We start from the raw sequence: 18,594 nt of genomic DNA on the forward strand, positions 1-18,594 counted from the left end.
TGCCCCTTCTTCATTTATGATTAAACAAATATAATGACACGAAAAGTAAACAAATTCCTGCCACCTTTTTCGCATCCAATGGGATGCGAACGCCTCCGAATAAACCGAAATGGTCAATGACTGCCCCAATAATTATCTGGCCTGCTATAACCCCGACCAATGCCGGTGCCACTCCAATCCGAGGCACGACCAATACGATCACAATGACATAAATAGCCCCTAACAGCCCGCCTGTTAATTGCCATTTGGGTACAGACGCGATGGCAGAAATATTTCCATTTCCCGCAAACAAAACAATAAATAATAAAGCGAGAGTTCCGATTCCAAACGAAATGAAGGAAGCTTCAATTACCCCCACTTTTTTTCCTAATCCACCATTGATTTGTCCTTGTATGGCAATGGTGATTCCGCCCAGGACCGCAAGCAACGGAAATAATATCTTCACAGTGATTTTGCTCCTTTTTATGTCCATCCGGACTGATTAATGAATTCGCATACCATTTTAACATGAAAAATATGTATATTGTCCTTTACTGATATAAAATCATCTGCAAATAAAAAAACTGGCACTTTGGGCCAGCTGCAATCTTCTATACCAAACTAAAATCTATATGATTCCTGAACACTTTGTTGCCTTAACTGGCTATACTCCGTACTCAACAAGGAAAATACCAGGGCATCATGGTACTGGTCACGAAGAAATAGATAACTTCTGAGGCTGCCTTCCTCTTTGAATCCAAATTTCTTCAGAAGGTTTCTGGATGCAATATTATCCTTGAAAGTTAAAGCGGCGATTCTGTTTAGTCTCAATTCCTCAAAGCAATAGCGCAATACTACGTTGACAGCTTCAGACGTAAAGTGTTTCCTCCAATATTCAGGATGGATTTCATATCCTATTTCGGTGCGTTTGTTGGCTAGGCTCAATTGATGCAGGCCAACAGTACCGATGAACTTGCCTGAATCCTTTAGAATGACCCCCCACCGCATCCCTCGTTTGTTTATATAAGCACTTTTAAACGAGTCGATTAAGCGGCGGGCATCTTCTACTAGAGTTAAACTTTCTATCCCATCATATTTGGTCACTTCATCTTTAGAGAGGATTTCAAACAGACTCTCGGCATGATGGTGACCTATTTCGATTAAATGCAGTCTTTCTGTTTCCAATTCCTTAAACCACATCGAAGAATCCCTCCCGTATATTCAGCTGTCTACTTAATTCTATTCAAGATGAAGAGATACCTGTCTTAATGGACAATACTTTTTGAAAAATGCCTTAATCCCTGAATATTTTGGGAACGGTTGACACTGTAAACCGTCACATTCCCGCCATAACCCAATAAGAAGTAGAATTAGGATGGTCAGGATACATTCCTATTGTCGGTAAACCATCATGGATCTCACAAAATAAAGCTCCCCAATAATAATCAGCCCAGATCCGATTCTCTAATTCTGGAAACAGATTGACAAGCTGCTTTATTAATTTATCTCTATTGTTCAAAATCATTGGATCCCTTTTCTCCAGATAACCGCTCGATTCATCAAGGCCACCAATGATAATTCGATTGTCAGGAGTTTTTCTTGCATATAATTAAGGCCGTGCCCTTTCCCAAATCATCATATTATCATGCCATTGAGCTTGATCGGCTATTTGATTTGTTGCTATGGCATATGAACTGAGAACCACTGCATTTTTATCCTTCACTTCTTTTTGGGCTTCATAACCAGTTGCGAAGATGACCGTCTGTGCATGTACGGTATGACCCGTTTCGATAAATAACTGGGTTTGATTCTCTTTTAGTATCTTTCCATTGATTTTTGTTTTTGCATAGACACGTACGCCTTTCGAAACTGCCTTTTCAATCAATAAATGTACATGTTTATAAGGATTGATTTCAGCATCATTATCTGTAACCAGCGCTCCTGCTTTCGAAAACGAAAATTTCCGATTAATCTCTTTTTCAGTATAATATTCAACAGGGAAATTTCGGGTTTTAAGATTCCTATATTCTCTTTAAGCTTAGAAACATCCATGGGGTTGGATGCATAGTACAAGCTTTTTCTACTCATTTGAAAACTGTAAAAGTCCAGTGTTCGCAACCGTACTTCCTTCACTAGCATCCCTTTTATCGATCAGGAAAAAAATTAGACCAGTCTCTGTCAAAAAATAGGCACAGTGTGCATAAACCGCTTCCTTCTATACAAACATCACATAGAAGGTCTTCCTCCAACATGGGATATTTTCTCGCTTCAAATGTATCTTTGCAAAACACTTTCCCTGCCTTTAAATCCATACAAGCTCCACCCTTGGGATAATTAATTAGTTTCAACCTTTTTAGTTCCATATAACTATATCGTTTTGATGTACTTGTTATTTCCCTGAAAAACATTGCCTGCAAACGTAAAATGATTCTTTTTTTCCAGAAATTCAGCATTCCAATTTATCAAATAGACCTATGATTTTCATTTACCATATAATCTGCCAAGTTATATGGACCCTTATTATGTATATTCTTATACTATCCTTTTTCCTAGTCCTATAAAGAATGAGAATGAGCTAATTTTACACAAAACTATTTTTATAGGATACTATATTACCAATCCAGATATTCTACTAGGAGGAATTAAAATGAAGAAAATCATCCTTTTATCAGCACTGTCACTATCACTTCTATCTCCAAAAGTTGCTTTGGGAGCGAATACATACGAGGTGGCAGAAGGAGATACCTTAACGAAAATCGCTTCTGAATATGATGTCAGCATTGACGAATTACTTAAATCGAACTCTGCTATAAACGATGCAAATCAAATTCGAATCGGACAAATCATAAATCTTCCCGAATCATCCATTACCGCGGTTAATCGCAAAGAAAGTCAATCAGTTGAACAGCAGGTCCTTAGTTTAGTTAATGAAGAACGGGCAAAATCGGGCCTCCCTTCACTTAAAATGGATACAGCCATTTCCAACGTAGCCATTCTAAAATCTGAGGATATGCGTGATAATAATTATTTCAATCATACAAGCCCCAGTTATGGATCGCCTTTCGATATGATGAAATCCTTTGGGATCAGTTACGAGTACGCAGGGGAAAATATCGCAGCAGGTCAACCTAGTGCGGATGCTGTCATGAAATCATGGATGAACAGCCCCGGACATAAGGCGAATATCCTTAACAAGAACTATACGCACATTGGAATCGGGCATGTAACTGGAGGGAAATACGCCCACTATTGGACCCAACAATTCATTGGAAATTAAAAGCTTCAGAGGCGGCAGATTGCCGCCTCTAAGTTTGTCGACACAACTCTCCCCCGGACCATGATAATTTAAGGAAACTTGGTTATCCTTCATGTATTTTTACCTATTTGGAATGAAACCTCATTAGATTGAAGAAATTTGCGACACTCCTGCCGAAAAACTGGCTAGCCGAGACCCCACAGACGCTTGCGTCGAGAAGGCTTGGCAGACAGTCTGCGGAAAGGAAGTGGATTTCTGAAATCAACTGCAACTTTTTTCAAATTAAAAACTGTAGACTAGCTCGATTTTCATCGAATTTGTCTACAGTCTGAGAGGCGGCAGATTGCCGCCTCTTTTTATTTATTCTTATATTCCAAGTCTAATGATTGCTATTATCAATGATTATATACCTTTCTCACTTTATATCGAAAAGACGTAATTTCAGTTTGATCGCTTCAATAAGAAAACATTCTTCGTTATTTTTTAGTTGGATGGATACCCAAGGAATACACGTAAAGTAGTTATATCATACTATCTTTCAATTATCTTACTGATAAAAATTAAATTATGTTAAAATAGAATTCTAGATATAGGTACAAAGGGGCAATTGTAATGAAAATAGAGGTTGGCTCTGTCATCAACGAATTACGAATTAAACAAAATCTTACACGAGAAGAACTGGCTAAGGATATATGTGAACCTAATGCCCTGTCAGATTATGAAAGAAGCATCACTTCTCCAACCATTGATGAATTGGCACTTTTTGCGGATAAACTTAAAGTTGACCTGCCGTATTTCTTCACTACCAAAAATGAACCGATCTATAATTACATAGAAACCATTAAACTTTTGATTAACAAATACAAACGCACACGTAATTATGAAGCAATTTATGAAATCATTCAAAAAGAAATGGCAACTGCACCGGAAAAATCGATATCATTTCATCAATTCTTAAAATGGCATGAAGGTATCTCTTTTTTTATTTGTACAATGACAAACAAAAGGCTATTGAATTATTGAATGAAGCCATGCAGGTTACCATGGGTAAACGGGTCATTCTTCATCAACAGGAGATAGAAGTTTTAAATAGTATCGGGATCATCCATTTTAAAACGAAGAATTATGAAGAGGCCATCACCATCTTCAATGATGCACTGGAATTTATCGAGAATATTCCCCATGTGAACCAAGAAGGTACCATTATCGTGAAGATCATTCATGGATTAGCTCGAACATTGACTGAACTTCATTATTATCAAGAATCATTAAATTATACTCTTAAAGGGATCAACATTTGTAATTCGATAGAATCATTATATTTATATGCGGAACTCCATCTTTTAACTGGTAAGAATCTGGTTCATCTGCAACAACCTGAAGAAGGACTGCACTATATAAAGCAATCCAAAAACATTTTCAGTCTTCAAAAAAACGAAGAATTCGTACAAATTGCCGAACATGAAATGGAAAACATTTTGCACTGGATATGAACATGGATAAAAAAGATAGAGATTGCTTAAAAATCTCTATCTTTTTTTAGTATCGTTAGTTCACCCTTACCTTCAATATTTCAAATCCTTTGAAACGATCATAATGCTTTCAATAGCCATTCTATGTCAGCTATAATAGAAGAATGTAACCCAACTGGAGGAAAAAAAATTGACTAATAGATTAGGTTTAGTACTGGATGTAGAAACCACTGGTTTACGTCCCTCTTCAGATGAAATTATCGAGCTTGCCCTTATACTCTTTACATACAGCAGTGAAACAGGGGAAATCATAAATCTTATTGATCAAGAATCATTTTTAAGGGAGCCTCTCTCCTATGGAGCAAGAAGGAATTATGATCAAGCATACAGAATTCATGGAATTCCATACAGCTCCGTAGAAGGAAAGAGTTTTCATGATGAAAAAATTAAAACCTTCATTGACCGTACCGATTCTATTTTCGCACACAATGCTTCTTTCGATAGAAGTTTTCTCTACCAAATGTATCCGGAAATCAATGATCAAAAGTGGTACTGTACGATGCGTAATGTACCTTGGAAGCAATATGGATTTGAGAATAGTAAACTCTTAACATTACTGCAGGCACATAATATCACCAATTTTCAAACACATAGGGCCATGGACGATATATCTTACCTAATGGAGCTTATGAGAAAACCAGGTCCTTCTGGCCATCCTTATTTGAAGGATGTCATTGCAAAAAATCCAATGAAGAAATATGCACCTGCTTCCCAAAAAACAAGGGTATAGCCGTATAAATAATTACTTCATTGTCATGGTGCACCAATGTTTTGTCACAAACAAACCGTGGCCCATTCCATGAGAACAGTAATGCATATCTTTAAGGTGGTTTTTATTTTAGGAAGCCTTTTATTTTCCTGCATTTCACTTATTACTTGATATTTATCAAAAAACAGCGACCCAGACGGGTCGCTGTTTCAGTTTATTATAAAAGGATACTTAGTTATCCTTCATGTATTTTCACTTTTTTATCTGGATGAAATCAACAGGAACGTTATTTTGAGGGGTTTAAATTTGAACATTGATTGGAACGTAGCGCACTCGCTTTCCGCGGGCGGTCTTTACGTCTGTAGTGTCTCCCTTGTACACGCTTTTCCAAGGAGTCTTGAACGCAAGCTCCAATCAACTTTGTTTTAAAATATAGATAGAAACCCCGTTGTCGACAAAAGTGGAGCCGAAACGGCATTATCCCGAATCTGAAATTATTACCATTATTTTAAAACGAGACTTGGTTTTACTCCATAATTTTTTACTGTTTACTATATGGGGTGAAATCCTATCAAGATTGAAGAAATTTGCAACACTCCTGCCGAACAACTGGCTAGCCGAGACCTCACAGACGCTTGCGTCGAGGAGGCTTGGAAGACAGTCGGCGGAAAGGGAGCGGATTTCTTCAATCAACTGGATTTTTTTAAAAAAAACTGTAGAAAAACTAGTTTTCCTCGAATTTGTCTACAGTTTGAAACAGCGACCTAGACGGGTCGCTGTTTTTTTGATCATTGTACAATTGCTTCTTCCTGTTTTTCATTCAATGTGCCGTTCATTTTCTTATACCTATAAATAAAGTAAAGAAGAGATAATATTAATGCCGTAACGAGGAATATCGCCAATATAGCAAGATTGTGCCACATGAAGCTATAATCTCCTGTTGAGATGACAGCACGAAAAGCATTAATGGAATAAGTCATCGGCAGGAACGGTGTGAATCCTTGCAAGAAGCCAGGTACTAATTCATTGGGGAATGTTCCGCCACTGCTGGTCAGTTGGAGAATCAAAATCAATAATGCTATGAACCGGCCTGGATTGTCAAAGGCTGAACCCAGGAACTGGATGATTGCCATGAATGTGCAGCTAGCAAGAATGCTTACTGCAAAAAACAACGGCAGGCTCGTAACATTGATTCCAAGACCTAAAATTAAAATCGAGTCCACCAATATGGCTTGACAGATTCCGATGAGTGCCATGACACTGTATTTACTAATAAACCAGCTAAATCCACTCGCAGGTATAACAGCAGGATCTCTTAGCGGGAAAATGATCGTCAGAACGATAGCCCCGATAAATAAACTTAATGAAATTAAATACGGTGCAAAACTGGTGCCATAGTTCGGTACATTATTAATTGGTAATTTATCTACTTTAACTGGGCTTGCAAACATGTCATAAACTTCTTCATTGGATTTGATCTTGCCTGCCTCATTTGCCCCGTCATTCAATTCGTCATGTAATTCTGCAGATCCATCTGAAAGTTTGGCGATACCATCTTGTAACTTAATGGCTCCATTCGCCAGTTCTCCCATTCCGCTAGTTAGGCTGTTTGAACCCTCCTTCAATCTATCCGTTCCTGTAACCAGGCCTTCCGAACCTTCGGAAAGCTGTGAGGTTCCACTTGATAATTGCTTGGAGCCATCTTCAAGCTGATCAAGCCCGCTTACCAAGTTATTGCTGCCTTCAGTTAATTGTCCAAGTCCACTCTGCGCTGAATCTATACTTTCGCCAAATGTTGTCAAACCAGACACCAATTGACCTTGGCCATTTTTCAGTTCATTCGCCCCATTGGCAAGTTTATCCTGAGCTTGCTTCAATTGCGTGAAACCGCCGCTTAATGCACTAGTGCCTTCACTTAACTGATTGGCTCCATCACTAAGGCTATTTGAGCCTTTAGCAATTTCGGTTGCACTGGCCGATAGTTTTCCCACTCCTTCAGATACTCCTTTACTACCTTCACTGATGCGTGTTAGAGAAGAAATCACTCCCTCCAAACGCGCTTTCTCTGCAGGATCATCCGTAGCTTCAGATTGTTGTTCCAATCCGGAAATAACCTCATTCAAACCTGCCGAAACTTCAGATGCCCCCGCTTTTGCTTCGTTCGATGCTGCGCTCCATTCAGACAATGAACCTGAAAGCTGGGCGGCACCAGCCGCTACACCATTTGCTCCCTCAGTTAAAGCGGGCAGCTTTTCATCTATTTGATTGAAGCCCTCTAATGACTGTTGCAATCCAGAAGCCAATTCACCAGTTCCCGCTTCAGATTTCTTGGCCCCTTGCAAAAGCTCGGATTGACCATCTTTCATTTGCCCAACACCAGAGCTGAACTGTTGTAACCCTTGATTAAGTTCCTTTGATCCTGCAGCTGCCGAACCGACCCCATTCGAAAAGGTCAATGATTTTTCAGCTAATTTTTCCAGGTTTTCATGGATTTCGACAGAACCTGAATGAAGGGAGTCAATTCCTTCATCCACTTTTTTGGAACCTTCTTTTGCTGAGATAATCCCTTCACCAAGTTCACTGGAGCCGTTTTTCACTGTATCTGTTCCGTCTTTCAATTCTCCAGCTCCATCACTGGCACTTTTGAGTCCGTCACCCACTTCGTTCAAATTATCGAACATTGACTCCGCATAGGTTTTCGTAACCGCTGACGAAACCTCCCCTTTGATTCTCTCCGAAGCTGCATCACCTATTTTAGTGGATATATAATTAAACCCTTCATTGGACGTATAAATTAAATCAAGTTTTTTCGGATTGTCCTCCTGCAAAGTCGTTGCATTCTTCGAAAAGTTTTTCGGAATTTCTATTTTCATGTAATAATCTTGATTTTCCAGGCCTTCATTGGCTTCTTTTTGACTGACGAAATGCCAATCGAAATCCTTCTTTTCCTTTAACTCCTTGACTAAATCTTTTCCTATTGTAAGTTCCGTTTCATTGAACTCCGCACCCTCATCCAAATTGACAATGGCTACAGGCAATTGGTCCACCTTACCATATGGATCCCAAAATGCCCAAAGGAATGTGCCGCTATATAATAAAGGAATCAGTATGATCCCTATTATGGAAATGAGTATCATAGGATGTTTTATTATGGCTAAAAATTCACCCTTTAAAGATTTTAACACGCCTACCAAGCCCTCCTATACGACGAATATGCCGTTTATTTAATCTATCTCGGGAAAACGCATGAAAGAATGTTAAATTAAGTTATATGCTTCTGCAATGTAAATTTAACATTCTTCATTTTCACCTAAATATATATTACTTTTAAAACAAACAATAATTTATGACTAAATTGTTCATTTGGTCATTATCACGAAAATAATATAACATTTATCCATCTTTTTATCAATATTTTTTCACAGCGATACATCCTATCTTTACTGCTTTTATCTTTAAATCCATTTAGATTGCCTTTTAAGCTGAAAATACTTTATTATGAATTAGCTCTGATATTACATGGCAAAAAAGGGTACCCATAATGGGTACCCTTTTTTGCCATGTAAGCACAATTAAATAAAGCGCTTTCATATCATTTCGATATAATTCCTTTTAATTTTTCCGCCTGCCCGGTCAATTTCTTCAAGGACTCCTGATACTCTTTTTCTAATTGTCTTATGATGCCTGCAGCGGTATCTATTTTTTTAATCGCCCCCACACCATGACCCGCTGACCAAATATCACGCCACGCTTTAGATTCAGACGATTTGGACATGCTGTCAAAATCGACTTTTTCTTTTTTGGCTAATTGTTCTGGGTCCAAGCCTTCCTTCCTGATGCTCGGTTTAAGCATATTACAATTAACGCCTGAAAATGCATCGGTCAAGATGATGTCATCATGGTCAGAATCGACAAGCATTTCACGATATTCATCATTTGCCCTGCTCTCTTTCGCCACGATAAAACGTGTACCCATATATGCAAGATCCGCTCCTGCCGCCTGAGCTGCCAAGATACTGTGACCAGTACTGATCGATCCGGCGAGCAAAATGATTCCATCCCAGAATGTCCTTACGCTGTCCACGAAAGCAAAGCTATTTATCTCACCAGCATGACCGCCTGCTCCCGCAGCAACCAAGATCAATCCGTCCACACCAGACTCCGCAGCTTTTTTTGCAAAATCCACAGAGCTGACATCCGAAAAGACCAACCCGCCATAGCTATGTACGACATCCACCACATATTTTGGTGAACCTAATGATGTAATGACGATGGGAGGCTGATGCTTTTTGACCAATTCCAACTCTTCTTCAAGCCGGCTATATGTACGGTGAACAACCATATTCATTGCCCATGGAGCGATCTTTGAGCCTGGTTCTTTATCCTTTGCTGCAATCAATGTATCGTTTATGTCACCCATCCATTGATCCAGTACCTCTATCGGCCGCGCATTCGGTGCTGGAAAAGAGCCGATCACCCCATTCAAACAGCATTCTTTCACTAACTCAGGACCGGATATTAAAAACATAGGTGCTGAGATAACCGGTAAAGATAATTGATTCCACCACTGTTCAGGCAAACTACTTGTCATCCTTAAACCTCCCATTATTAATATATTACCAAAATATAACACTACAAGATTATCATACTTCTAAAAGACGCAATTTTCAAGAAATTAATTCAGCAGCTAAAATTTAATTGTCATTCAGCGTCATTTAAATAAAAAAACTGTATATGGAATTGATCTGACCCAATAAAGTTAGACATATAATTTAAGCAGCTTCTAAGACCTGAGTTCGGTATTCTATCGGACTCAGGTCTTTTAATTTTACCTTCATTCGTTTGTGGTTATAGTAATGAATATAATCATCTAATTCCTTTTCAAAGTGCTCCATACTTTCAAACTCTTGGAGATAAAGCAATTCAGACTTTAACAAGCCAAAAAAGTTTTCAATGACTGCGTTATCTAAACAATTTCCCTTACGGGACATGCTTTGTATAATGCGGGAATCTTTTAAGGTTTTTTGATACTTCTTCATTTGATAATGCCACCCTTGATCCGAATGGAGGATGACCGTATCTTCTGGTTTTAGGTGTTTAATCGCCTCATCTAACATATCTCCAACAAGTTTATAAACAGGGCGTTTCATCACTTTGTAGGCAATAATTTCACCATTACATAAATCAAGGATAGGGGATAGGTAACGTTTCTCCCCAAATAAATGAAATTCCGTTACGTCTGTTACCCATTTTTGATTCATTTTCTCGGCTTGAAAATCACGTTGTAAAATATGGGGGGCAATTCGACCAACACGCCCCTTATACGAACGATACTTTTTCATACGGACTAAACATTTTACGCCCATTTCATTCATGAGGCGGTTGATGGTCTTTGGATTGTGAGAAAACCCATATTTTTTTAACTCTTTTGTGATACGACGATAACCGTAACGTCCTTTATGTTCATGATAGATAGACTGAATAGTGGCTTTTACCTTCGAATACTTATCTTCTCGATTCAAGCGTTTTTCCCAATAATAGTACGTGCTACGTGGAATATCAGCGACTTTAATTAAGGCCACAACCTCATAAATGGACTTTAGTTCATAAATTACTTGCGCTTTGATTTGGGTTGTAATTTTTCCTGCATTTGAACTAAAGTATTTAACTTTTTTAAATACGCATTCTCCATTTCTAGTTGTTTAATTCGTTCTTCAAGCTCTTTAACCGAACCTTCAATTTGTTTGGATGGATTGATATCTTTTTTCATGGATGGTCTCCCCTTTTTCTTAGAAATTAGGGCATCTAATCCATAGGCATTAACATTTATTCTCCACGTCCGAATTAGTGCTGGAGATGAAATATTAAACCTTGCGGCTGCGTCGTAAGAAGATATACCCGTTTCATTCATATAATTAAGTACATCCATTTTAAACTCCGTAGAATAACTTGTATAGGATTTCTTAAATCCATCGGCTCCTTGAATTTGGTATAAACGAACCCATCCTTGAATCACTTGATACGAAACTTCAAATATTTTTTGAAGATCCATATAGCTGTGCTTTCCTTCAAGGTAAAGTCGTGTAATGAATATTTTCTGTTCGGCAGAAAAATTAGCCATAAAAAACACCCCGTAAATGTTAGTTTGGTGTCTAACATTTACGGGGCAGTTCAAATACGCCCCATATACAGTTTCGATTCAATTTGAAAGCACCCATTTCCGAATGGCCTTAGCTACACCATCTTCTTCGTTTGTCGCTGTAATCCAATCTGCTTTTTCTTTCACAATTTCTTGGGCATTTCCCATTGCCACACCCACTTTTGCTTCAGAAATCATTGCAAGGTCATTAAGGCTGTCACCCACTGCCATTACATTTTCCATGGTAATGTCGAGCAGTGAACATACGAGCTTTATCGCTTTCGCTTTATTGACGCCCATGGCATTCACTTCAATATTCGTTGGGCTTGAATTGCTTATTTCAAAGGTTCCTTTTGATGCCAGTTCATCCATGATGATTTGGCGGATGCTTGCATCATTTGTATCAAAACCGAATTTAAGCCATTGCGAATCATGGATTTTCTCAGGCATTTCAGCCCTGTAAATATTATCGCAGCTAATGGCCCAAAAATGTGTACCATGTTTTTGGCTTAATTCCCACATCCATTGTATGGATTCACTATCGACGATATTCCTTTCCACCAGTTTTCCTTGGTTATCGTAAATTTCGCTTCCGTTTACTGTAATGAGGTATGATTGGAGTTCCATTGACTTTGCAAAATCACTGCACGTCGCATAGGATCTTCCTGTGCTCAATACCACAAAAACCCCTTCATTTTCGGCTTCTTTTATCGCTCTCCGGTTTTCTTCAGATATCTCTCCAGCCTTATTGAGAAGTGTGCCATCCATATCAAGTGCAACTAGCTTAATATTTTGTTTCTCCATTCTTATTCACCCTTCCATAATCCTTCATTATGTAACTAAGTCCATGATAGCTTATAATGCATACCCAAGGAAAGTACGTGATGAATTGAACAGCATTATCATTAGTGTCTTGATTTATAATCACACAATAATCCTGATCATGACATTTTGTATTCTGCCATTATTTCTACTCGCTGTCTTTTTTGATTTCATTCAATGCTTTTTTTATCTGACCTTCCCATTTTGGGATACCATCATTTTCATCAAATTCTATAATGACGTCCGTTACCCCTCTTTCCTTTAATATTTGATTAAACAGACGATCTTTAATGTCGTCCGCCTGTGCGATTGAAATATGGGGATCCAGTTCAACTTCAAGTTCAACATGAAAATCTTCCCCTTCTTTTATTACGGCCAGTTTCTGTATATCCCTTACGTCTAGATCATCCATGACCATCGCACCAATTTTTTGCCGCATTTCAATATCGGCTTCCCCAAGAGCACCAGCAGCATTGTCAAGAAAAACCCTTCCAACCACATAGAACATACCAAGACCGATCATGACGGAAGCAACTCCTTCCGCTTGGATAAAAGGCGTGAAGTTTGCTAATAATATGGCAATTATCGCAAGGACGCCGCCACCTGTCGCTACCATATCTTCCATAAATACTAATTTCGTCGCTGGTTTTGCCCTTTTTAAACCAGAAAAGCTCTTGAATATGACGGCTGCCCCTTTAGCTTCGATTCCAGTCTCATGGACCACTTCTTTCATCGCTTTAAATAATACATATGATTCCAACACAACCGCTAACGAAAGGACTGACAAGTTAATAAGGATACCAGTTGATTCTGAAGGGTGTAAAATGTGATGGAACCCTTCTTTAATCGTTTCATAAGACATGATCCCGACAACCAATACTGCCCCTAGTAATACAAGGTTAACCAAACGTCCAAAACCATCAGGGAATCGATCAGTTGGTGACTTTTTACTTAATGCAGAACCAATGAAGACGAAAAACTGATTCGCAGCATCACCCAAAGTATGTAAAGTTTCAGCAAACATAGCGACATTTCCTGTCATGAAATAGGCAATCCCCTTTAGCACTGCGATGATACTATTCACACAGGCAGCAATGAACGCCGATTTATTACCTTGTTTCAATAATCGAAATAATTCTTTCATATGGAAATCCCCCCTTATTTTTTTATAAATGCATGATCATAATGTATTATCCCCAACACTGGAAAATATGAAACCACAAACGCAAAACCAATACGATTGGAGAAAGGTTATACGGTGTATCTCCCACAAACGAATATATTCCAGTGGTGGACGCATCTATTCTAATAAGTTCATGTAATCATTCATTTCTTTAGATGCCTGAATACGGCAAATAAAAAAAGGAGTAAGCGGCTGCTTACTCCATATCATCCAATAACTTCGAGTGTTTATCCTTCTTTTTTCACTAACTTGGATGGATTATTTACTTTATAGCGTATTTCTTTATTGTATTTTTTGTCGACCACTTTTCCATCAAATTCGATTGCGTCTCCTTCTTCGAGCTCAGCTTTTTTTAATGTCTTGCTATATCCACACCAAGCATCGCCGATAGTCAATTCAGGCTCCGTTGTCACTTTGACATTCTCCAAGAGTATGACTTCATCTTCTTCACCAGTGAAATGGTTCATTTTTGCCGTGAACTCCTTGATAGTCGCGGTGAAATGCACTTTTTCCCCAGGCAAGTCCAATTTAGGTTTTGCTGTCGTCTTTTTAGTTTTGGTTTTTGCCTTTTTTGGTTCTGCACTTGGCTGATCGGCGTTTTCCGTAATTGGTGCTTCATCCACCTGCTCAATTTCACTTGAAACTGCGGCGGTTTCGGAAACCGGGCCACTCAACAATTCTTTTCCGAAACTGGAGCTTTGCATTTCCTTTAAATAGGAAGGGTTAATGCAGCTAAGCTTACCATTTTCAAATTCAACGACAATAGTGTCAAGTCCGTTGCCATATTGTTCATAACCTGCCAATTTGACTTTTGCTTGAAAACTTCCGCTTTTATATAATAGTTCTCTTTTAACCGAACGGGCAGTGAATAATTTCCATTCCAATCCTTTAGCGATATAGTCCGTATCATCTAAAAAAGGGATATACTCTCCTTTTGGTGCAATATAATGAATCAAACCTTCAGCTGGAGTTTCAGCCACAGTCACCACTCCTAATCTTTTCTATAGATTATATTCTAGCAAAGGATTTCAAAGTTGCAAATGAATGAGTATCATAATTGTACAGAGGGGGTGGCAGTCAAGGTTACGATTATATATAAACGCCCCCATGCAATGAATGCAATCATTTTTGGAACCAGAAAAAAAGCTGCCCACTAAGGGCAGCCCAGGCTGTAGACAAACTCGATGTAAATCGAGTTTGTCTATTTTTATGGCTTGTACAATTTGGACGTTGATTGGAACGTAGGGCACTCGCTTTCCGCGGGTGGTCGGCCCTCGGCTTTCGCCTGCGGGGTCTCACGTTCAAAGTGTACAACCCCCGTAAAAAAGTAAAAACATGAAGTATAACTTAGTCTTCTTTTAAAATCATAGTTTGGGTAGAGACTATTTCGAAACCCCTATAGTCGACAACGGAGCTCCCCACTAAAGGCAGTCTTTTATTAGAATAGTCAATCTTTTTTCTCTATAATCGGACAAAGCGACTACATTCCTCACCCTTCCTTAACGTGGATATTTTTTAGTTTTCCTTCTTGTTCAGCAGCAATTACGTTTTTCTTATGATAAAACAGAAAGTATGACCCAATAACTAGAATCGTGAGAAGGGTTGTAAGAAAGAATTGCAATCTCATGGAATCAATAAACGCCTGAGCAACGAATATAATAAATAAAACGGCAATGGTCGCATAGGTTAAATAAGGGAATAGCCACATTTTCACTTTGAGTGTCCCGGGATTTTCTTTTTCCGTCTTTTTCCGTAAATATAGATGAGAAAAGGCGATAAAGATATACATGATCATCGTGACCCCTCCCGAGCTGTTTGCGAGAAAAGCAAACAATTTATCAGGGGAAACAAATTTAAATGTCGTGAACACATAAGCAAAGAAAACACTTGCCATTAACGCCCAAGTCGGGATTCCCCGCTTATTCACTCGGGAAAGGATTTTCGGTGCATCACCTTTTTTTGATAAAGAATATAACATACGAGAGCTAGTATATAGGCCTGAATTCAAAACAGAAAGCAATGAAGTGAAGATTACGATATTCATGATTTGACCCGCTGCCGGCAGGCCTGCCATGTCAAATACGCTGGCATAGGGGGTTTTCAGTAAATCTTCAGCACCTTGGGGGATTACGAGAACCAACACGGTCACTGAACCAACAAAGAAAAGAAGAAGACGCCATACGACACTGTTTATGGCTCTAATAATGTTTTTTTCAGGGTTTTCAGACTCTCCTGCAGCAATGGCAGCTACCTCACTTCCCGATAAAGAGAAAGTGATGAATATCACACTAAGAAGGACAGGCAGAAAACCTTTTGGTAAAAATCCTTCCGCTCCAGTTATGTTTGAAAGGCCTGGTGAATCAAATCCCGGAACCAATCCAAAAATCATGGCGGCACCAAGGAAGAGGAATATTACAATGGCAGCCACTTTCATGAAAGCTAACCAGTATTCAAATTCCCCATAAGCTTTGACTGAATAAATATTCGTAATCGTCATTAATATAGGGAAAGATAGACTGGCAGCCCATATAGGTATACCAGGAAACCAATCATGAATCATAGTTCCCAATAACGTAGTTTCAATAGCAATGATGATAACCCAGTTGAACCAGTATAACCAGCCGATCGTGTATCCGGCCCAAGGACCGAATGCTTGATGTGCATATGTTGAGAAGGATCCGCTATCAGGATTTACAACAGCCATTTCACCCAGCATACGCATTATAAGCACGATCATCAATCCTGCGATTATATACGATAAAATCGCACCAGGACCAGCTGAATCAATTATGGTTCCGCTTCCGATAAATAACCCTGCCCCAATTACCCCGCCAATAGAAATCATTGTGACATGCCTGGTCTTGAGACCATGTTTCAATTCATTTGTTTGAAGTGCCACTATTGTCACCATCCTTAAAAACTGTCAATTTAACGTTTTGTACGCAGTAAACCACTGCTCATGGGTACCCTAGTAGAAATCTTTCATTCAAAAAAACAATGTTAACAGTCCTTTACCCGTTTCATCATTCGTTTTCATGAGGCCAAATTCACAATCGTTATATGTATATTGAACAGCGTATATTCTATTAACCGGTAATGCATTTCTATTTATACTGTCTCTTTACTACCATCAGCCCCTCAATGAATTACACGGAACGTACAATGGTCCTTGTTGATATTTCACTTTCGCTTTTTGTTGAGTGAAGTTCTTTTCTGTAAAATAACCAGCTCTTATTCTTTCTTTCCTCAATCTTCGTTTTTTATAAAAGCACCCTCTCTCATTAAAATTTCATACCTATATAAAATAAAAGCAATATCCATGCCAAAAAAAGGATAGTTAGTTAATTAGGGTTTAACGCTTTTACGGATTAAAAACGATTCATTGTTGCATCATAAATGCATTTTTTGATTCATATATTAATTATTCACCCTTTTTGATTCACAATTGAATTAAAAATGACAATTTAACTGATTTCATTTTAGATTTCGACACCTTTACATACCGAAAAATAACAGAGATAAAAAGAAGATGCCAAAAACCAAATTATGATTTTGCATCTTCCAAATATATTTATTTTCTTGAGAATGATTTTATGTAATACCGGCAGTTCCGAAACAGCCTTTCCCATTAATCAAAAATCTGTACATGCTTCGAAAAATATCGATATGTATACTATTTTACTTTATGAAAAGTCACTATATGATATGTATTATACCCTTTGAAGCTCATTCTGGACTTTAGGGAAATTGATGCTGAATGTGGTTAAATTTTCATTGGAGACACAATTCATATATCCATCATTACTTTCAATGATTTTTTTACATACGTATAACCCAATTCCCGTTCCTAACTCTTTCGTCGTGACAAAGGGTTCAAAAATAGATTCAATCAATTCACTGGCAATGGCCGGTCCATTATTTGAAATTCTAATTATTCTCTCATTCGCCTCGATTAAAGAGTTTATCCTCAAAATTCTTGGATGTTCCTTATCCTTTAAGGCATCAATCGAATTTATAAAAAGATTCAAGAACACTTGTTTTAACCCATCCTTGCTCGCTGTCATGACGAAGTTTGGATAAATATCTATTTCCACATTAACACTGGCATCCACAATATTTGCATAAGTCAGTTCTTGAATTTCTTCAATTAGCTTTAACACTGAAATTTCCTCTCTTTGTTCCTCATTAAAATCTGATTTAGAGGTATGGAGGAATTGGGTTATCCTGAAATTCAGCTGATTTAACTCATAATCAATGATATCCAAATACTTCAAATCCGGATTCTCCCTCTTCAGTAATTTATTGAACCCCATGATAGCTGTAAGAGGATTTCGGAATTCATGTACAAAGCTTGATGATATCTGGCCCAATACCGCTAATTTATCTTTGTGGTTTTCACTTATATAAGACTTTTTTTCCTCAATCACTTCATTTGTAAGATTCGTATATCTCGTTACTGCATGGTAGCTGAACGTATCAAAGTGCAAGTTGATGTCATTAATGAATTTCTGCATATAATTAATCGGGATATTTGCCCCAAAAAGATTTCTGATTATGATATTTCTCCCCAAATTGATATTATATAGAAAATCCCCAATGTTGATATTCGCTTCAAGACGTTCTTTTGCAACCTGGTAAGCCAATTTAATCAGCAAATCTTCAGATAGTACTTCCTTGAAAGTTTGGATCACCAGTGAGTACATTCCATAACCATTTTCTTTAATCTTTTCTTTGTAGGGATCTATTTCATTGATCTTAATAGTCTCGTTCCATTCATTTAAAAACTCAGATTCTTTTTCTTCCAAATATTGGATCAATACAAATTTATACTTCTTATGTTCAGATGACAACTTCATACTATTGACCACACATCCCCTTACGGAAATTTAGATACTATATCAATAACATCATTCTATATGAGATTTTGATTTCCTGCACTTCATTATTTATAGTAGTGAAATGTAGCTTATAAGG

At 38.1% G+C, this 18,594-nt stretch carries 14 protein-coding genes and 1 pseudogene; 4 read left to right on the forward strand and 11 right to left on the reverse strand.

Going from position 1 to position 18,594, the window contains the following annotated elements; translation table 11 throughout:
* Positions 1-10 precede the first annotated feature (10 nt).
* The 3 genes and pseudogenes from ACJ9PY_RS13550 to ACJ9PY_RS13560 form a co-directional block, all read right to left on the reverse strand.
* Positions 11-445, reverse strand: a complete 435-nt coding sequence (locus ACJ9PY_RS13550) for a DMT family transporter (RefSeq protein WP_098865135.1) — start codon at positions 443-445, stop codon at positions 11-13.
* 155 nt (positions 446-600) lie between these two features.
* Complete coding sequence (locus tag ACJ9PY_RS13555) at positions 601-1,179, reverse strand: GNAT family N-acetyltransferase (protein ID WP_106027348.1); 579 nt, start codon at positions 1,177-1,179, stop codon at positions 601-603.
* 136 nt (positions 1,180-1,315) lie between these two features.
* Positions 1,316-1,993: pseudogene (locus ACJ9PY_RS13560) on the reverse strand (NAD(P)/FAD-dependent oxidoreductase); the annotation flags it as partial.
* Positions 1,994-2,626: 633 nt separating this feature from the next.
* Between ACJ9PY_RS13560 and ACJ9PY_RS13565 the strand changes: the two are divergent.
* The 4 genes from ACJ9PY_RS13565 (at position 2,627) to ACJ9PY_RS13580 (ending at position 5,497) form a co-directional block, all read left to right on the forward strand.
* Positions 2,627-3,256 carry a CAP domain-containing protein gene (locus ACJ9PY_RS13565; protein ID WP_411738339.1) on the forward strand — a complete coding sequence of 210 codons (630 nt, stop codon included), beginning with the start codon at positions 2,627-2,629 and terminating at the stop codon, positions 3,254-3,256.
* 591 nt (positions 3,257-3,847) lie between these two features.
* Positions 3,848-4,258, forward strand: a complete 411-nt coding sequence (locus ACJ9PY_RS13570) for a helix-turn-helix domain-containing protein (protein WP_411738340.1) — start codon at positions 3,848-3,850, stop codon at positions 4,256-4,258.
* Positions 4,222-4,728 (forward strand): hypothetical protein, encoded by a 507-nt coding sequence (locus ACJ9PY_RS13575; RefSeq protein ID WP_411738341.1) that lies wholly within the window; start codon positions 4,222-4,224, stop codon positions 4,726-4,728. The genes ACJ9PY_RS13570 and ACJ9PY_RS13575 overlap by 37 nt, the downstream gene beginning before the upstream one ends.
* A 169-nt stretch (positions 4,729-4,897) precedes the next feature.
* The gene (locus ACJ9PY_RS13580) at positions 4,898-5,497 is read left to right on the forward strand and encodes an exonuclease domain-containing protein (protein WP_048679624.1); all 600 of its coding nucleotides are present in this window, start codon (positions 4,898-4,900) and stop codon (positions 5,495-5,497) included.
* Between the two features lie 767 nt (positions 5,498-6,264).
* On the opposite strand, the gene ACJ9PY_RS13585 is transcribed toward ACJ9PY_RS13580, so the two are convergent.
* From ACJ9PY_RS13585 to ACJ9PY_RS13620, 8 genes are all read right to left on the reverse strand, one after another.
* The gene (locus ACJ9PY_RS13585; protein WP_411738342.1) at positions 6,265-8,661 is read right to left on the reverse strand and encodes a YhgE/Pip family protein; all 2,397 of its coding nucleotides are present in this window, start codon (positions 8,659-8,661) and stop codon (positions 6,265-6,267) included.
* 407 nt (positions 8,662-9,068) lie between these two features.
* On the reverse strand, positions 9,069-10,067 hold the full coding sequence (locus ACJ9PY_RS13590) for an NAD(P)H-dependent flavin oxidoreductase (RefSeq protein WP_411738343.1): 999 nt from the start codon (positions 10,065-10,067) through the stop codon (positions 9,069-9,071).
* Positions 10,068-10,248: 181 nt separating this feature from the next.
* A protein-coding gene (locus tag ACJ9PY_RS13595; protein WP_411738344.1) for an IS3 family transposase occupies positions 10,249-11,597 on the reverse strand; the annotation gives its coding sequence in 2 pieces (ribosomal slippage) (positions 10,249-11,138 and positions 11,138-11,597; 1,350 coding nt in all).
* A 78-nt stretch (positions 11,598-11,675) separates the two neighbouring features.
* Positions 11,676-12,419, reverse strand: a complete 744-nt coding sequence (locus ACJ9PY_RS13600) for a Cof-type HAD-IIB family hydrolase (protein ID WP_176526331.1) — start codon at positions 12,417-12,419, stop codon at positions 11,676-11,678.
* 166 nt (positions 12,420-12,585) lie between these two features.
* Complete coding sequence (locus tag ACJ9PY_RS13605) at positions 12,586-13,581, reverse strand: cation diffusion facilitator family transporter (protein ID WP_411738345.1); 996 nt, start codon at positions 13,579-13,581, stop codon at positions 12,586-12,588.
* A gap of 266 nt (positions 13,582-13,847) precedes the next feature.
* Positions 13,848-14,600 carry a hypothetical protein gene (locus ACJ9PY_RS13610; protein ID WP_082854619.1) on the reverse strand — a complete coding sequence of 251 codons (753 nt, stop codon included), beginning with the start codon at positions 14,598-14,600 and terminating at the stop codon, positions 13,848-13,850.
* Between the two features lie 509 nt (positions 14,601-15,109).
* Entirely contained in the window at positions 15,110-16,528 is a 1,419-nt protein-coding gene (locus ACJ9PY_RS13615) for an amino acid permease (protein ID WP_411740281.1), read from the reverse strand.
* An 802-nt stretch (positions 16,529-17,330) separates the two neighbouring features.
* The gene (locus ACJ9PY_RS13620; RefSeq protein ID WP_411738346.1) at positions 17,331-18,476 is read right to left on the reverse strand and encodes a histidine kinase N-terminal domain-containing protein; all 1,146 of its coding nucleotides are present in this window, start codon (positions 18,474-18,476) and stop codon (positions 17,331-17,333) included.
* Positions 18,477-18,594: the final 118 nt, after the last annotated feature.

The sequence above is a fragment of the Peribacillus sp. S4 genome (genome assembly GCF_046715815.1).
GTDB lineage: Bacteria > Bacillota > Bacilli > Bacillales > DSM-1321 > Peribacillus > Peribacillus frigoritolerans.

Bases quoted from the DNA above. Each gene is read 5' to 3' on its own strand.
- ACJ9PY_RS13555 (WP_106027348.1), bottom strand. From the start codon at position 1,179: ATGTGGTTTAAGGAATTGGAAACAGAAAGACTGCATTTAATCGAAATA.
- ACJ9PY_RS13565 (WP_411738339.1), top strand. From the start codon at position 2,627: ATGAAGAAAATCATCCTTTTATCAGCACTGTCACTATCACTTCTATCT.
- ACJ9PY_RS13570 (WP_411738340.1), top strand. From the start codon at position 3,848: ATGAAAATAGAGGTTGGCTCTGTCATCAACGAATTACGAATTAAACAA.
- ACJ9PY_RS13590 (WP_411738343.1), bottom strand. From the start codon at position 10,067: ATGACAAGTAGTTTGCCTGAACAGTGGTGGAATCAATTATCTTTACCG.
- ACJ9PY_RS13600 (WP_176526331.1), bottom strand. From the start codon at position 12,419: ATGGAGAAACAAAATATTAAGCTAGTTGCACTTGATATGGATGGCACA.
- ACJ9PY_RS13605 (WP_411738345.1), bottom strand. From the start codon at position 13,581: ATGAAAGAATTATTTCGATTATTGAAACAAGGTAATAAATCGGCGTTC.
- ACJ9PY_RS13620 (WP_411738346.1), bottom strand. From the start codon at position 18,476: ATGAAGTTGTCATCTGAACATAAGAAGTATAAATTTGTATTGATCCAA.